Source organism: Laceyella putida (genome assembly GCF_042665195.1).
In the GTDB taxonomy this organism is placed as follows: domain Bacteria; phylum Bacillota; class Bacilli; order Thermoactinomycetales; family Thermoactinomycetaceae; genus Laceyella; species Laceyella putida.
The window spans coordinates 1-16271 of the sequence record NZ_JBHTBW010000023.1 but is presented as its reverse complement, the minus strand read 5'-3'; the positions used below and the strand labels follow the sequence as shown (position 1 = coordinate 16271).

General features: G+C 45.7%; 16 protein-coding genes and 2 pseudogenes. 10 read left to right on the top strand and 8 right to left on the bottom strand.

All coding sequences use genetic code 11. From position 1 onward, the window contains the following. Window positions 1-70 precede the first annotated feature (70 nt). Together trxB and ACFQNG_RS09835 are read right to left on the bottom strand one after the other, a co-directional pair. A complete protein-coding gene (gene trxB / locus ACFQNG_RS09840) occupies window positions 71-1015 on the bottom strand; it encodes a thioredoxin-disulfide reductase (RefSeq protein ID WP_379864752.1) in 945 nt (314 codons plus the stop codon). Window positions 1016-1246: 231 nt separating this feature from the next. Beyond that, on the bottom strand, window positions 1247-1894 hold the full coding sequence (locus ACFQNG_RS09835; protein WP_379864751.1) for a DsbA family oxidoreductase: 648 nt from the start codon (window positions 1892-1894) through the stop codon (window positions 1247-1249). A 171-nt stretch (window positions 1895-2065) separates the two neighbouring features. On the opposite strand from ACFQNG_RS09835, the gene ACFQNG_RS09830 reads away from it, so the two are divergent. From ACFQNG_RS09830 to ACFQNG_RS09820, 3 genes are all read left to right on the top strand, one after another. After that, on the top strand, window positions 2066-2803 hold the full coding sequence (locus tag ACFQNG_RS09830; RefSeq protein ID WP_379864750.1) for a pseudouridine synthase: 738 nt from the start codon (window positions 2066-2068) through the stop codon (window positions 2801-2803). 167 nt (window positions 2804-2970) lie between these two features. Next, entirely contained in the window at window positions 2971-4329 is a 1359-nt protein-coding gene (locus tag ACFQNG_RS09825) for an amino acid permease (RefSeq protein ID WP_379864749.1), read from the top strand. Window positions 4330-4641: 312 nt separating this feature from the next. Beyond that, window positions 4642-4980 (top strand): NAD(P)H-dependent oxidoreductase, encoded by a 339-nt coding sequence (locus ACFQNG_RS09820; RefSeq protein ID WP_379864748.1) that lies wholly within the window; start codon window positions 4642-4644, stop codon window positions 4978-4980. A 31-nt stretch (window positions 4981-5011) separates the two neighbouring features. On the opposite strand, the gene ACFQNG_RS09815 is transcribed toward ACFQNG_RS09820, so the two are convergent. Further along, window positions 5012-6493: a cobyric acid synthase gene (locus ACFQNG_RS09815; RefSeq protein WP_379864747.1), complete on the bottom strand. Its 1482-nt coding sequence runs from the start codon at window positions 6491-6493 to the stop codon at window positions 5012-5014. A 346-nt stretch (window positions 6494-6839) separates the two neighbouring features. Between ACFQNG_RS09815 and ACFQNG_RS09810 the strand changes: the two genes are divergently transcribed. Next, window positions 6840-8321 carry a M1 family metallopeptidase gene (locus tag ACFQNG_RS09810; RefSeq protein ID WP_379864746.1) on the top strand — a complete coding sequence of 494 codons (1482 nt, stop codon included), beginning with the start codon at window positions 6840-6842 and terminating at the stop codon, window positions 8319-8321. A gap of 799 nt (window positions 8322-9120) precedes the next feature. On the opposite strand, the gene ACFQNG_RS09805 is transcribed toward ACFQNG_RS09810, so the two are convergent. The 5 genes from ACFQNG_RS09805 to ACFQNG_RS09785 form a co-directional block, all read right to left on the bottom strand. Then, entirely contained in the window at window positions 9121-9255 is a 135-nt protein-coding gene (locus ACFQNG_RS09805; protein ID WP_379864745.1) for a hypothetical protein, read from the bottom strand. Between the two features lie 51 nt (window positions 9256-9306). Then, a complete protein-coding gene (locus ACFQNG_RS09800; RefSeq protein WP_379864744.1) occupies window positions 9307-9561 on the bottom strand; it encodes a hypothetical protein in 255 nt (84 codons plus the stop codon). A gap of 252 nt (window positions 9562-9813) precedes the next feature. Then, window positions 9814-10185 (bottom strand): hypothetical protein, encoded by a 372-nt coding sequence (locus ACFQNG_RS09795; protein WP_379864743.1) that lies wholly within the window; start codon window positions 10183-10185, stop codon window positions 9814-9816. A 63-nt stretch (window positions 10186-10248) separates the two neighbouring features. Continuing rightward, entirely contained in the window at window positions 10249-10509 is a 261-nt protein-coding gene (locus tag ACFQNG_RS09790; protein WP_379864742.1) for a hypothetical protein, read from the bottom strand. A gap of 68 nt (window positions 10510-10577) precedes the next feature. Further along, window positions 10578-10805 carry a hypothetical protein gene (locus ACFQNG_RS09785; protein WP_379864741.1) on the bottom strand — a complete coding sequence of 76 codons (228 nt, stop codon included), beginning with the start codon at window positions 10803-10805 and terminating at the stop codon, window positions 10578-10580. Window positions 10806-10947: 142 nt separating this feature from the next. Here ACFQNG_RS09785 and ACFQNG_RS09780 point away from each other — a divergent pair, with 142 nt between their 5' ends. From ACFQNG_RS09780 to ACFQNG_RS09755, 6 genes and pseudogenes are all read left to right on the top strand, one after another. Continuing rightward, window positions 10948-11220, top strand: coding sequence for a hypothetical protein (locus ACFQNG_RS09780; RefSeq protein WP_379864740.1), 273 nt, complete (start codon window positions 10948-10950; stop codon window positions 11218-11220). Between the two features lie 1024 nt (window positions 11221-12244). After that, a complete protein-coding gene (locus tag ACFQNG_RS09775; RefSeq protein ID WP_379864739.1) occupies window positions 12245-12529 on the top strand; it encodes a hypothetical protein in 285 nt (94 codons plus the stop codon). A gap of 268 nt (window positions 12530-12797) precedes the next feature. Then, window positions 12798-13451, top strand: a pseudogene (locus ACFQNG_RS09770) (IS5 family transposase); the annotation flags it as partial. A gap of 264 nt (window positions 13452-13715) precedes the next feature. After that, entirely contained in the window at window positions 13716-13997 is a 282-nt protein-coding gene (locus tag ACFQNG_RS09765; protein WP_379864738.1) for a hypothetical protein, read from the top strand. Window positions 13998-14590: 593 nt separating this feature from the next. After that, window positions 14591-14871 (top strand): annotated as a pseudogene (locus ACFQNG_RS09760) (zinc ribbon domain-containing protein); the annotation flags it as partial. Between the two features lie 272 nt (window positions 14872-15143). Continuing rightward, window positions 15144-15416: a hypothetical protein gene (locus tag ACFQNG_RS09755; RefSeq protein ID WP_379864737.1), complete on the top strand. Its 273-nt coding sequence runs from the start codon at window positions 15144-15146 to the stop codon at window positions 15414-15416. Window positions 15417-16271: the final 855 nt, after the last annotated feature.

Below are 16271 nucleotides of genomic sequence, written 5' to 3'. Positions count from 1 at the left end.
TTACCATTGTAATAGAACAAAAAAACAGGGCAATGACATCATCACCCTGTTTTCTTCTTTAAATAAAGAATTATAACGATTTGCTCCAATCGTGCACCGCATTTCCTTCAAGGAAACGTTCACAATCCAATGCCGCCATGCAACCGGTACCAGCGGCGGTAATCGCTTGACGGTAAACATGGTCTTGCACGTCACCACAGGCGAATACTCCGGGCACACTGGTTTTGGTGGTTCCCGGTTCGACTTTGAGGTAACCCAGTTCATCCATCGCCAGTTGGCCTTCCAAAAAGTCGGTGTTTGGCTTATGCCCAATCGCCACGAAGATTCCATCCGTATGGATGATTTCTTCCTCACCCGTCTCGTTATTTTTTACTTTCAATCCTGTCACGCCATGATCGCCGCGAAGCACTTCCACCGGAGTGCGGTTTAAACTCCATTTGATTTTCTCATTTTCACGGGCGCGGTCTTGCATGATCTTCGATGCGCGGAGCTCGTTGCGACGATGCACCACGGTTACTTCTGTGGCAAAACGGGTAAGGAAGTTGGCCTCTTCCATCGCGGAGTCGCCACCGCCGACCACGATGATTTTCTTTCCTCTGAAAAAGAAACCGTCACAAGTCGCGCACGTGCTCACCCCTTGCCCGATGTTTTCCTTCTCGCCTGGAATGCCCAACAATTTTGCCGAAGCGCCGGTGGAAATAATCAAAGACTCGGTTTCGATGACTTCGTCTCCCATATACAACTTGAATGGGCGCTGTGACAAATCCACTTTCTTCACCCAGCCCCGTTTGAAACGAGCGCCAAAACGCTCGGCTTGTTTGCGCATATTGTCCATTAACTCCGGACCCATGATGCCATCGGGGAAGCCCGGGAAGTTCTCCACATCGGTTGTCGTCGTCAATTGCCCGCCCGGCTCCGGCCCTTCAATCACCAAAGGTTCCATATTGGCGCGGGATAAATAAATGGCTGCCGTTAATCCTGCAGGACCCGTTCCCAACACAATGACTTTATTCATTTTTGTTTCGCCTCCTACGCCTAGACTTGATTCGATATGTATCTCGTAAATAGGTTGACATCATCTATTTTAACCCAGACCCACCATCCGGCAAGGGGGTTTTCATCCAACGCTGGGTTCTGCCTAGCGAGACCATATCCGTTCCGTCATGCCGTCGTTTATGATGAAGTGGATTACGCGTCTTATATTTCCCCGCAACCACATAAATCAAACTACTTCTTTAGAATCATTCTAATCTGATTTTGGCCCCATTTGCTTCGCTTCGGCAAAAGCGCGCAAGAAGTTGGCTGGCGCATGGGCGCCGGAAAGCGCGAGTTTCTCATCAATGATAACGAAGGGAACCCCTTGAATCCCCATCTGCTTCGCCATCAACAAATCGGCCTCAATCTCTTCCCGTTTGGCATCATCCGCAAAGGCCGTTTTCACTTCCCCGCGATCCAGCCCTTGACGCTCGGCCAGTTCCAGCAAAACCTCTTCGGCACCCACATCTTTTCCTTCCTCAAATTCAGCCGTGTACAACGCTTCCAGCATATCGCCCGCTTGTGATGCGGGGGTGCATTTCATCAAGGTGTGCGCCAACCAAGTGTTGGGCATCCGCTCGATTTTCGTGAAATCAAAATGAACTCCCACCGCCGCACCGGCTTGGGTCACATGGGCAAACGCCTGCCACATCGCCTCGGGGTTACCCATTTTCGCCGTCATCACCTCGCGGAAGGGACGGCCTTCCGGTGGCATGGTCGGATCAAGTAAAAAAGACAGATATCGAATCGTTACTTCTTCGTCATGTTCCCGGCGCCACTCTTCCAATGCCGCAAACAAATTCTTTTTGCCGATCCGGCACCAAGGACACACAATATCTTGGAAAAGTTCGATGATCACCTGTGTCCCCCCTTACTTTTTTAAAGTTATAATCTTTCTTATTATAAGCATTAGCCATGCGGCTGACCATCCTTAATTTGCGGTTTTGCGGATAAAACCCCTATCATTTCTTCCACAATATGCTATGATGGCAATTGATTCATTTATCAACCATACAGGAGGGGCACACACGTGGCAGTGAGAAAAAGTCAACGTTTAGATAAAGTGTTGGTACATATGGGCATTGGTACTCGCAAAGAAATCAGAAAGCTCGCCAAAGCCGGCCGGATTAAAGTAAACGGCTCCGTGGCGGATGATCCCGGTCTCCATGTGTTGCCGGAAGAAGATAAGATCACGGTCGATGGGGAAACGATTGATTATCGCGAACACATTTACTTGCTGATGAACAAACCGCAAGGCGTGATCTCGGCGACAGAAGACCGCAACGAGGAAGTCGTCACTGACCTATTGGAACCGGAACACCGCGTTTTTGAGCCTTTTCCCGTCGGCAGGCTGGATAAAGATACGGAAGGGCTGCTTTTGCTTACGAGTGATGGGAAATTGTCACACCAATTGCTTTCCCCCAAAAAACACGTGCCCAAAACATACTATGCCGAAGTGGATGGCCTAGTCACGGAAGAAGATACCATCGCCTTCAAAAATGGGGTCACCTTGGATGACGGCTATGAAACGATGCCGGGTGAACTCACCATCCTCTCTGCCGGGCCCCGGTCCGAAGTGGAGTTGACCATCTACGAAGGGAAATATCATCAAGTGAAGCGCATGTTTGAAGCGGTCGGCAAAAAAGTGGTTTTTCTCAAACGCATCGCCATGGGTCCCCTCAGCCTGGATCCCGACTTGGAACCCGGCGAATATCGGGAATTAACCCCTGAGGAACTCGCGTCGCTCAAAGGGGAGGACACACCCTAACCCGTCTCCCCCGGCGTTTTTCTAAACAGCTGGGGGACTCTTATCATCCCGCTCAACTTGAACCCGGCTGTATTCTGAGATACAATCATGTTGCATTTAATAGTTTTTGGTCAGAAATAATAAATGCTGAAAAATCCACCAAACACACAAGAACAAGGAGGCATTTTATGAGCAAGCAAACACACAATGAATCGCTGACCAGGGGATTAAGCGATCGGCATATTCAGTTGATCGCCATCGGGGGTGCCATTGGCGTTGGGCTGTTCTTGGGTTCCGCTTCCGCAATTCAAGCGGCCGGGCCGGCACTCATCCTCTCTTACGCTCTTGGCGGGATCATTATCTTTTTTATCATGCGCGCTTTGGGCGAGCTCATCCTGTATAAACCGGTCTCAGGCTCTTTCAGTACATACGCCACTGAATTGATCGGCCCATGGGCTGGCTTTATCACAGGTTGGACATACTGGTTCATGTGGGTCGTCACGGGCATGGCGGAGATTACGGCTGTAGGCATCTATGTGAACACCTGGTTCCCGCAAGTGCCTCAGTGGATACCCGCTCTCGTCGCGCTCGTTGTGGTGTACTTGATCAATCTCATCGCTGTCAAATTGTTTGGCGAAGTGGAATTCTGGTTTGCGTTGATCAAAGTGGTTACCATCCTGGCCTTAATCGTGGTCGGCTTGGTGATGATCACAACCGGATGGGGCAATGACGGCGAAGCGATCGGCTTTTCAAACCTATGGAAACATGGCGGCTTTATGCCCAAAGGATTCATCGGCGTATTGCTCGCTTTGCAGATGGTAATGTTCGCTTTCTTGGGTGTCGAGCTTGTCGGGGTTACCGCGGGCGAAGCGCAAAATCCGGAAAAAAGCATTCCGTCTGCCATAAATAAAATCATCTGGCGGATTTTAATCTTCTACATCGGGGCATTGGTGGTCATCCTCTCTCTTTATCCATGGAACCAGTTGGATGGTCAAACCAGTCCGTTTGTTCTAACCTTCACCAAGATTGGCATCCCCGCCGCGGCAGGGATTATCAATTTCGTCATCTTGACGGCGGCTTTATCCTCCTGCAACAGCGGTGTGTTCAGCACCGGTCGTATGCTGTATACGTTGGCAAGGCACAAACAAGCGCCACAAGCACTCGATTATGTAAGCAGACGCCATGTGCCCTCGCGTGGGATCACCGTGTCTGCGATCGTCTTGTTGATTGGTGTGGTGCTTAATTATTTCATCCCAGAGAAAGCGTTTTCATATATCACCAGCGTGGCAACAATCGGCGCATTATGGGTATGGGGCATCATCTTATACGCCCACATCAAGTTCAGGCAAAAACATCAGCCAACCGCATTCAAAATGCCAGGCACACCTTGGACCAACTGGATTGGCATCCTGTTCTTAATCTTTGTGGCGGTTCTCCTGTCATTGGAAGAAAGCACACGCATTGCCTTGTATGTGGGGCCCGTCTGGTTCGGCATCCTCGCGGTGAGTTACCAATGGGTCCGCAAATTCAACAGAAACGACGAATAATGAATTGAGCAGTCTCCTTATCCATTGAGGAGACTGCTCTTTCATTGGCGCAAACACCTTATGACCAAAGGAGCGGATGGCAATGAACGCAAGCATTCTGCAAATGGATGTGATCCCCAGGAAGAAAGAAGCCAATCTTCACGCGATGGAGACTATACTCGTTCAATGATGGTTCCGATCTGTGTCGTTTGATATCCCTTGGCAATTTCGGCCAAACGGGTCGGGCCCTGGGGAATGATGGGTTCGGCAAGCGCTTCCACCCCTAATTTGTTTGTACATACAAATAATGTCGGCTTCCAGGAGGTTAACCATATGAAAACATTGGTGATTGTGGCCCATCCCCACTTGAACAACTCCCGCGTAAACAAACGTTGGGCGGAAAAATTGCGCGATTTTTCTGACCTAGTGACCGTTCATGACTTATATGCGGCCTATCCGGACGGAAGCATCGATGTGGCACAGGAACAAGCTTTATTGCTAGAACATGAGCGGATTGTCTTCCAATTCCCCTCAGCACGCCAGCGCTACCTGAAACCCTTCCGTTTCCACGGAACCAATGCCGCCACGGATGAACAAATCGAAGCAAGCGCTGAGCAGTACGTCAAACATATTCTCAACCCTGAACTGAACACGCGAAAACATAAAGTGTAACAGGGTGAAATCGGGAGGGGATCACCCTCCCCTATTTTAACCCCATGATAATTTCGATCCGCTCCATATCCACATGTTGTCGTAACCACTCCGCCAAGCCGGCATAAACCTGTTGCCGATCCAGGACGGGATTCCATGCCAACTTCATTCCCTTGGCTTGTCCGAGCCACTGCAACCACTCTTGCACAAACCGTTCATTATCAAACAAGCCGTGCAGATATGTGCCCATCACGCGTCCATCCGCCGAAATCGCGCCATCTTCCGTCCCATCCGCCCAGCGAATCAACGGCGATTCGCCTTCTCCCCGACTGGAGCGGCCCAAGTGGATCTCGTAACCCGCCACCTCCACCTGGTTGGCCCACTTCACCAACAGATGTCCCGCTTGCCGCCTCGTTTCTTTGACCGGTACAAAGTCCGTCTCCACCTCCAGCAAGCCGAGACCCGTTTCCGCACCGCCCGCCCCCTCGATCTTGCCATCATCACGCAACACCTTGCCCAACATCTGATACCCCCCACAAATGCCCACCACATGCGCCCCCCGTTGATAAGCATGCTGTATCGCTTCCGTCCATCCATTCGCTTTCAGCCAAGCCAGGTCGTGCATTGTGTTCTTTGTGCCGGGGAGAATCAGCACATCAGGTGTGCCCAACTGATCAGCCGTTTGGACATAACGTACCGAACATGACGATTGTCGCATCAAAGGCAGAAAATCGGTAAAGTTGGAGATATAGGGTAAGCGGATGATGGCGATATTGATTGTATCGCACGCCGTTTGCCGATTGGACTGCAACCGTGTGAGAGCGAGTGAATCTTCCGGGTCCACCTCCATCTTGATCGCGGGCAGAACCCCTAAAACCGGGATGCCCGTTCGCTCTTCCAGCCATGTGAGCCCTGGCTCGAGCAACTCTTTGCTGCCGCGAAACTTATTGACGATCCACCCTTTGACCCGCTTCCGTTCCTCTTCATCCAAGAGTTCAAATGTGCCCACACAGGAAGCGAACATCCCGCCCCGCTCGATATCCGCCACCAATAATACCGGAGCGTCGGCCAATTCCGCCACGCGCATGTTGGCGATATCCCGGTCTTTCAAGTTGATTTCCGCCGGACTTCCCGCCCCTTCAATCACCAACACCTCCGTCTTTTCCGCCAAACGGGCCAGTGACGCTTGAACGGGCGCCAACATCTCTTCAAGCGACCTGGCGCGGTAAGACATGGCTGGCATATCCGCCAGGCGCTTTCCATGCACAATCACTTCCGACACCATATCCCCTTTGGGTTTGAGCAGGATGGGATTCATGTCATAAGTCGCTTCGATCCCCGCCGCTTCCGCTTGTACCCCTTGTGCCCGTCCGATCTCATGACCTGCTTGCGTCACATAAGAGTTTAAGGACATGTTTTGCGATTTGAACGGCGCCACACGATAGCCCCGCTCATAAAAATATCGGCATAAGGCCGTACAAATCACACTTTTGCCCACATCCGATGCGGTGCCTTGGATCATGATCGTCTTCAATGCGCTTTCCCCTTTTCTCTGAAAAATAGTAATCATTGGGAGTTTTTTTCTTTTTCATCCCGAATATCGTAGCTCAGAAGGGAACGATGCGCAAGCGAGCCACACCCTTCATCTTTCGACTTTTTATTCTGAATCAAGCGACAACATCCGGCTTGTTGTCAGCAGAGGTTCATTTGGTCCAACCGGAAAGCCGGACAAGTAAGCTGTTCATCATTCCCCAAACTCTAGCTTGGACTTCCTTTTGGAAGCCGGGCTTTTTTATTTTATATAACAATTTTAAAAATAAAGGATTTTATTAATGGATGGAGAATGTAATGGCTATCTCAATTCCAAGGAGGATTCCATCATGTTGAAAAATTGGAAAAGCTTCTTTGCCAGTACACTTGCATTGGGAACCATCCTCGCCCCCAGTTCCATCTATGCGCAAACGCCGACAGAGGTCCCATCCGGCGCGTATCTGCCTCCACAAGGGAAACAAGCCCTGACGCATATGAAAACAACGGCGCCCATCCGCGCACAAGCGGGCAAACGGCATGGCATACGCGGCCCAATCAATCCAAACTATAAAATGAACGTTTCATATGATAGCAACCAGCACATCATAAAGGGGAAACTTTCAGTCACCTTTATCAATAACATAGAGAACCCCTTACATGAAATCTACTTCAACCTCTGGGGCAATGATGCAGGCTTCCGCGAAAACGGGGGTGGGATGGATGTGCGAAACGTGAAAGTCAACGGACAGGCCACTTCCTTTCAAATAAAAGAAACCGCCTTGCATATCCCTCGTGTGAAGTTGCCACAGCGGAAGAAATCCACTGTCTCCATGGATTTCACCGTCCATGTGCCAAAGGGACAAGACCGTTTTGGTTGGGATGGGCAAATCGTCTCCCTCGGCAACTGGTTCCCGATCTTGGCTGTCTATGATGACGAGGGTTGGAATGTTGACCCATACTTCCCATATGGCGAAAGTTTCTACTCTTTGACCGGAAATTTCGATGTCTCCGTCACCACCGACAAACAACAAGTGATCGCCGCCACCGGCACGGAAATCGGGCGACCCATTATTAAAGGCGATCTGGCCACCCACCGTTATATCGCCAAAAATGTGCGCGACTTCGCCATGGAGATGAACCCCAACTACAAAGTGATCTCGTCTACCGTCAACCATGTCAAAGTGAATGTCTATTATGCGGAAGAGCACGCTAAGTTCTCCCAAGACCTCCTGCAAAGCGGAGTGGACAGCATTCAACTCTTCAGCGAAAAGTTTGGCGCCTACCCCTGGCCGGAGCTGGATGTCGTCAGCATGCGCGGTTGGTTCGGCGGCATGGAGTATCCCCAATTGGTCATGATCTCACTCCGGGACAGCGCCACCCCGGCTTGGGTGCGCTCCGTCAACGCCCATGAAATCGGGCACCAATGGTTCTACGGCATCATCGGCAACAACGAGTATGACGAGGCTTGGCTGGACGAATCATTTGCCACCTACTCCGCCGCCCTCTATGACAAGGAGCTGGATCAACTCACGGCGGAACCCGTTCCTGGTTATCATCTCTCCTTCCCTGTCTCTAACTTCACTGCCCACGGGGAAGAGGGCATCAATGCTTACTACGACATGATCTACGACTACGGCTCCCGCACATTGAACGATTTGCGCAAGCTGTTGGGCGATGAGCAATTCTACACTTCCATGCAGGCTTACTTCAAGGAGAAGAAATTTGGCATCACCACCACCAAAGACTTCATCCGCATCATGGAAGATACCAGCGGCCGGGATTTGAACAAGTTCTTTGAAGAGCATCTCGTCTTTGTCTCTGATCAGGAATAAAGGGATATGAAAGGCTGGAGGTATTTGCCTCTGGCCTTTTTTTGATTCTCAGAAGGTATACCACAAACATCTGCTCTGCCCCGAAGGTTGGCACGAACCACACTCGGTTCCACTCAAGGAGAAACTCCTAAACATTCAAAAACAGCACAACGCGATAGAAACCGTGTGGAAGAGAGAGCGGAAAAAGTGTTCCATATCAAGCGCCAACTCTCCTTGATCAAACCGTTAATATTGGAAATATCCTTCGTCACTTCAAGTTACTCTTGTAGCTTCATCTTGGTAGCAGGATGTTAGGGATACGGTGTCCTATATGACTTTTAGCCGACCTGATGAAACTAGGCGGCGAATTTTCGGAAGTCCCCACACAAGCTATTTCAATACCCCGGTCCCTACTTCATGACTTACCTCATAAATGTATGTAGCATCGAACAAAATAGGACCCTCAACTTTCACTCTACTTTCACTCAACCCCACTCCATTTTCTACTACTAAACAAATTTGGGTAAACCATATTTGATTTACCCTTATAACACCTATCCACTTTTCACATCTCGAAAGAATGGATTCATATATACCATTTCCCTGGGAGTATATGTTCGAGAAGCATGTTTCTTTTGTATACGCGCTACTTGACTGTGAGCTTGCCTGAAAAAGTGGCACGCCATCATGTCTAACCCCTTACGATCTTTGATGTATATGGGCGGGCATAACCCTCCCTGTGTTAAGCGGCTTTATCGATCTCTTGTTTATTTGTTTCATGCAAGATGAAAAGAATTTCTTGCATTTCTTCCAAGGTGAACTACTTAAATGATTTGCCTTTGGTTTCTTGATACTCTTTCACTTTGTCTGCATAAACTTGTCCCTTCTTACCATAAGTAAGAACAATCGCACTAAGTATATTTTTTGAATCAAGAATCATTTTCTTGTAATCCATAACCTCTTGGTAACTCCATAAAGATATTTCTTCTTCTTTCTTCTGTTCAAGTTATTTTAAGTGAGTAGCAACTTGTGGGGAAAGATCTGACATATCATAAATAAACTCAATGGCTTCTTGTTTAATCCCGGTATAAGATATCACTTCTTCGCCATCGATCAGCCAAGACTTGACCTTGTTTACGACCTCCTGTGTGATGGTTCCGTCATATCCTGTAAAAAGACTTGGAGTATCCTTTAGAACAAAGAAAAGCCCCCAATGGGACTCATTAACATTTTGGCAAGTGCTCGCAAGCGATCCCGTCATCGCTATCCAGGTTATCCACGTTATTTTTCTTTGACCCACCATCTTTAATGAAGTAGGCTTGGGCCTGTTTTTGTGTTTTGAAGTGCTTGCAGTCTTTATCGATTCCGTCTCTCCCGTAGTTCAATGGGTGGAAATGATTTACTGATTTGCCGCACTTGGTGACAGCTAAGCTGGAACTCCCCCTGAAAAGGTGGAGAATTTTTTTGGCGTCTTTTTCTTATTTTTTGGGCAAAAGGCGGCAACTTATACCCCTCATAGAGCTGTTCTACTGTCATACATAACCTTTCCTTTAGGATCCTTGATTATCCAAGTTGATCCATCGGGTAATTTTCCTTTATTCACTATAACAAAAACTCGTCCGATCGGATCCAAAGACCAGTTGTAATATTCCATTAATACTTCAGATGTTTCCATTTTGCCGCTTTCTATAATGTTGTTTATTTTTTCAGGAAATGCTTTTCTGGACTCATTATGAATCAAGGGATCTTCATGGTAGGTTATAACAAACTCATACGTTGTTTTTTGTATCTGCGTAATTGATCCTAATGTAAAGAAATTATATCTATCTGTTGGAGCCTGAATGAGAATTAAATCTTTCTGATCCCAATCTATATAGTTATCCAATATAGGAGGATGATTCTCTTTGGTGTAAACCCATACCCCAGGACCACTCTTGTACCCAAATTCTTACTTCCCAAGGGGATCCCCTTGATCAAAATAAATCTCTTGTTTTTTAAAGACAGGTTTATTTGATTGATTCAGTTGGTTTTCGCCGGCTGTATTAGGAGAATCAAATGTGTGCTGAGTGGAACCGTTTATTGAATCCTCCTTCTTGTCAAAAATCTCTTTTTCTACTACTAATACAACCAAACCTGCTATAATTGGAAATAATAGTGAAATAACTAGAGCGTTTGTTTTCCAGCTTCCTTTTTCTTTGTTCTCGTTCAATAAAAAAAACTCCTTATAGTGTTCGCGGATCTTCTCCCACTATATTTTATTGAAAAGGGAAGAAATATTCACGATAATTCACAACAAGAACGATTATTGAGTTTCCTGTAAACACGAAATAAAAAGAAGCTGGATGGCCTCTTTGTTACCGATGTTTCGTCTTGGCTTGCGCTGACCTCTTGTAGGGCCTTTTTCTTTTGTAACCACTCGTGATACTGCGGTGGATATTTTTCTGCCGTAAGAATCGTGATCTTTTCAACCCCCAGCGCTTGCAAAACTCGATTAATTTTATCCATGCTGGCCCCTTGATACCCACGGTTTTCATCCTTACTTAACCATTTGGAGAATTGAATCTCAATACGTCGAAGAATGAGAAGTTTTGCGATAGCAAGAGAATAACAGTGATCACCTCGAAGCAAAAAGCCAAGAGGTGATCTTATGAGTCAAGTTTCTGTTACAGCCTTTACTGAAAAAGAAGCAGAAATGATCATAGGATTGGTAACAAAAGTATGGGTTGAATCTCGCCATTTTTTTGATGTTCTGGCACACGGCAATAAGAAGGCATTGCTCCGTTGGCAAGCCCTCTCATCCGTACATAGAGAAGTCCGTGCAATTCCTTCGCATCCCCGAACCGCTAGGTCGTCTCTTTCCTTCGCTTGTAGAGCGCTTTTCTCCGCTCGCTTAACCGGTTTTGACGAACCCACTCCTTAGCATCGAGAGTTGCGAAGGGCTTCTTCCCTTTCATCTCATCAAAAGATCAAAAAAGGAAGAAAAAAACAAAAATTACTACTACGATTACCAACAGGAAAATTAACAAGCGACGCAATCCGAAACTAAAAAAAGGGAAACCACCAAATCCGAATCCGCTCATAATAAACCTCCCCTACCATCATATAGACTTCACCTTTAGAATATTCATTGATCCGTACTGTAGAGACGGCGCATGCATGCATGTTAAGTCCAAACTCCCGCGGGACTTCAGGAAAAATCGTGAACGCAAAGACCTCACTCTGCGCTTGGATATCTGTCGCCGCAAGACTATACTATAAGTCTAAAAATAGTTGATTTTGTAATGTATATTACAATAAATTAAATGACATTCATTCTTGAGACATCTTGTGAAATGTTTTACCCTTCTCTTGCTTTCCAAGTTAACTAATCATCTCCAGACGATTTATTTTTTCTTACATCTTAAAACCAATAAATTAAGCCCTATTTTCTTAAAATCGAGAGAATAAACCATCAATTCACACGAACATTATGAATAGGTATAAATAACAAAAGAAAGGAATGTATGATAATGATTTATGATGATACCTTTTATTCCTTCCAACTAACCAATCTTCTTCTTTTCTTAATGATTATTCCCGTCATTTTCTGGTTTGCTGGATATTGGTAGCGATAAACGTCTCTTTATCAAATCAATATTGGTAGAGCAATTAGACATTTTCCCCAAAACAAAACCGGTGCCTCATTTAAGGGCGACCGGCTTTGTTTTTAATCCAGGCTAAAAACATAGACGCCTAGCTAGACCTAGACTTTGAAATGTTGTCACGAAACCAAGGCGATGAATAACATCGCTAAATGACTAATACAAATGGGAGAATATCATGGCAATTGATAGTTTATTTACTTAATTTCAGACGATTGGGCTTGGTTACAAGGCTCTTTTAAGTGACGATAATTTGCTTTTATGAATAAAATTGTAAAAATTAATATAAAAGGAGAGTGCCAAATGTCTGGGAACAGTCTATCCATGAAGGACCTGACAGAGCTGATTAACAATGTCATGGGTCAACAGGTTCTATCTGAACAACAACTGACGCAAATCATGCGCGGTGCTAAAAAAGCACATGAACAAGGCGGCATGGCGGCTGTATTGGAATATCTGATGAAAGTAACCCAAGCCGATGTCGATATGGAGGAGTTAAAACAATTTGCTGACAGTATTCGAGTAAACCCCAACATGGGTATGGATTTTTTGACAGGAAAGAAAAAAATCCGCCGTAAAAAAAAATAAACAGGTTCTGAGGCTGCCACTATGATTTGAGATCAGCAGCCTCCTTTCATTCTCTGTAATTATTCACTAAAACAAAGCCAGTGCCCAAATCAGTCATTTGAGCGACGACCGGCTTTGTTATTAGAAGCTATTCAAAAGTACCTAGCGAACATAAAATACACTAAAATATAAATATTATGAGTAGTCATGAGATAACGGATCAGCAATGGGAAGTCATCCAGCCGCTACTGCCAAAGAAAAAAAACATAGGTAAACCACCACAGACCCCAGGAAAACAATAAATGGTATCCTCTATGTTCTCAAAACAGGCTGCCCTTGGGCAGACATACCTCGGAAATACGGTTCATCAACCACCTGTTGGCGAAGATTACAACAGTGGACAGAAGACGGTACTTGGGATCGCATTTGGCGAGCCCTTCTTTCACAATTAGACACACAATCAAAAATAGTGTGGGCTCAAGCCTTCCTCGACGGTAGCTTCGTACCGTCAAAAAAAGGGGGTCTCATGTACAAGTCGGGGAAAGGCTCCAAAGTTATGGTTGTGGCAGACGGAAACGGTCTGCCTATTGGAGTTTGTGTAACAAGTGCTCAACCTCATGAAAGTAAGCTCGCCCAGATGACAATGGAATCCATTTCCGTCCCCCAAAAAAGAGGCCGTCCTAAAAACCGTCCAAAAGAATTGATTGCTGACAAAGCCTATGATAGTCGTACTTTCCGAACCTGGTTAAACTGTATTCCCACTTTCGAGCGTCGAAAACGACGCTCGCCTAAGCGTGGTCGTCCTATCAAACAGAGTGCAAGCTACCGACACCGCTGGAAAATTGAGCGTTGTTTTGCATGGATGGATAATTGCCGACGTTTTTTTCTGTCGAAACGCCTTATACCAAAATCCTATTTTGTCCCGTCTGTGTTATCTGTATGAAACAGCGTATTGACACCCGTGAAATCCATCAAAAATCAAGGATTCTGACTTGACCTTAGTCTTTTGAATTTATACTTTCTTGAGTATCAAGGGTGAATTTCCTAAAGTTTGGTGTGTTATGGAGCCCAAATTTTTCATTTGGATTCACCTTCATAGGCCCATGGCGTAATATGAATCGAAATTAAGTTAGGGAGAGTAAATCGCTAATGACCAACAAAAAAGGTTTCCATTTGGATAATTCTGGCGAAGCGTTTTGGATGGGTAATGAAAGAGTTCATGGGAAATTTTCCTATACGTATGTTTCAACTTGATTTACGGCTGACTCAACTTCAGCTTTCTCAGTTAGTTGAAGAAATCACAGGAGAAGCACTACCCAAGCCACTCATTTCCCAGTTTGTAGATGATCAACTAGGAACCGAAGCTGAAACTCTTGATAATATTTTTTGTACTTTGGGTATGACTGAGTTGCCTGATCGGTTCGATCGTAATTCAAAAGGGATAAAGGTAAGAACATGTTCAGTTGGTTGCAAATTGAACAAACGATAATTAACTTTACTTATTACTAACAGCAAGTGCAATGAATCCCGCGTTATTACACAATAATACGCATGGCTTAAAACTATGTTCGCATATTTGACATTTATCGCGGCAACTCTAATATGCTGTTCATTGATTGACGAATTTTTCAAGATATTACTAAGCCGAAGATGGGAAGAGAGGTGAAAAACCAGTGAGTAACCACCTGCTAGAAGGTTCTTTCCAGAGTTGCGGGAGTTGGCGCTTTCCTTTGAGTTTGTCCACCATCTTGATGCCGAGACGTTTCTCAAAGTATAGTTCCCACGCTGGATCGCTTTAGCTTTCACCTTAACGTGCCGTTGAATAGGAAAACGAGAAGCGCGGAGCAGTATCAAATTGTCTGGCAATCTCTTGGTGGTTCAGATTTACAAGAGAACCGCGTTCTCTTGCACCCAAATTGTCACGCCCAAGTCCACAACCTAGGGATAACCGTTGAGAAACCGCGTCCCCTACAGGGCGTTTGAAGAGGCTTGAGCCGTATGACGGGAAACTGTCACGTACGGTTCTTAGGGGGGGAACGGCTCCGAAAGGAGCCTGACCCACCCGACACCCCTACAGGAAAAAACATAATTAAAAACCACAACGTAGCTAAATCAATTACATTGTATCCATGCTGGAGTATAAGGCTAAATGGTATGGAAGAATCATGGTCAAAGTCGGAAAAACCTTTCCATCTAGCCAACTATGTTCCAACTGTGGCTACAGAAACAAGGAAGTAAAAAGTCTAAACCTCAGAAAGTGGACATGCCCAGAGTGTCACACAAACCATGACAGAGATATCAACACATCGATAAACATTTTACAAGAAGGTTTAAGGCTCATTGCCGCTGGGCTAGCGGTTTAAGCTTGGTTAAGTTCCCTTGGATGGAAGGGATTACCCAAGAATCCCCTGCCTTTAGGCATGGGGAGTGGTCAATGAGCAGACTTAATGTTCACTTTCAAAAGCAAGAAGATTAACAAACGACAGCCAGTGCCCATTAGGAGCTACTGGCTTATTTCATTTCAGCAAGCTATGGTTATCAACCTATTTTCATTTGCTGTTTTATTCGCCCTTACCCTCAAGTGAAAGCATACATAGCATATACGGAGAAATCCAAGAAACAAGGAGGAGATTAAATGATTGAGGAAAGTGCAAAGAAGAAAAGATTAGATCGTATTATCCAAGTGTGTAATAAATGTGCGGGAAAACCTGTTCAACTTTTTCTACATGACGGCGAAGGATTGACGGGCGTGATCAAAGAGGTTAAACACGATGGCATTATTTTTGGACCTCTCGATCATCCATCGAAAGCAAATTCCAGTAACGATCCGCAGCCGGAACTTCAAACGTCAGGATTCTTCATACCATTCGCCGCAATAACGGCACTGGCCGCTTTGTTCTTTTTTTAAGCGGAGCAAAAACCAACGTCAGTATGGTGAAACCGAATTCAGTACGAAGCGTAAGGCAATTCATTGAGACAGGGTACACCAAACAGTTACAATGACTAACAGGAATATTTGGAGTTAATCCGATCAGGGGGCCTTTTCGAGTTTTCCTGGCAAAGTGGACTGAGCGTGCCGCGGTGGGCTGGTCGATCCATAGCAATTAGAGAAAAAAAGTGAAAACAAAAAGTGAATTTGAAGATTTATTTTCAACTCCAACTGTGGTAACACGTTGACGAAACTAACTCTTAACTAAGAGTTAGAAAAAAAGCATAAAGCGTGGACCAGACGCTCTATGCTTTGAATAATTATTTACTTGAATAGTATGTCTAATATCGTGTCCAGTAGTTCTACTACTGGCATTAAAGCAATGAGGATGAGCCACCATCTTCGTTGCTTTTTGTTTTCTTTCTGCATAATAACACCTCCTTTTCAGAGGTTTACGATTATTCATTCTAAAAAAACAACCCACCTTTGAAAGTATTATTTTGATTTTTTAGTCACACCGATAGTTGCTATATCGTATTAGGGATAAAGTGAGCATTGGCCGATTTTGGGGCCATTTCTCCAGTAAATGGAACGGGGCCATCTACGGCCCCTTATTTCATCAAAGTCACAGCTAAGGTAATATTGACACGATGACACCAAGCTGTTCCCAAGTGATATACATGAGCATTTCCCCTTTTCGATGAAATAAAAAAGCACCCATTGGGTGCCTTCAAGGTACTATATGGAAGAAATAGGGTTCTCGCACAACCTCTTTAGCCCCCTAATGACTTTGGACACTAAGAGTGTAAGTGGATTACACTACTAGTGATGGGG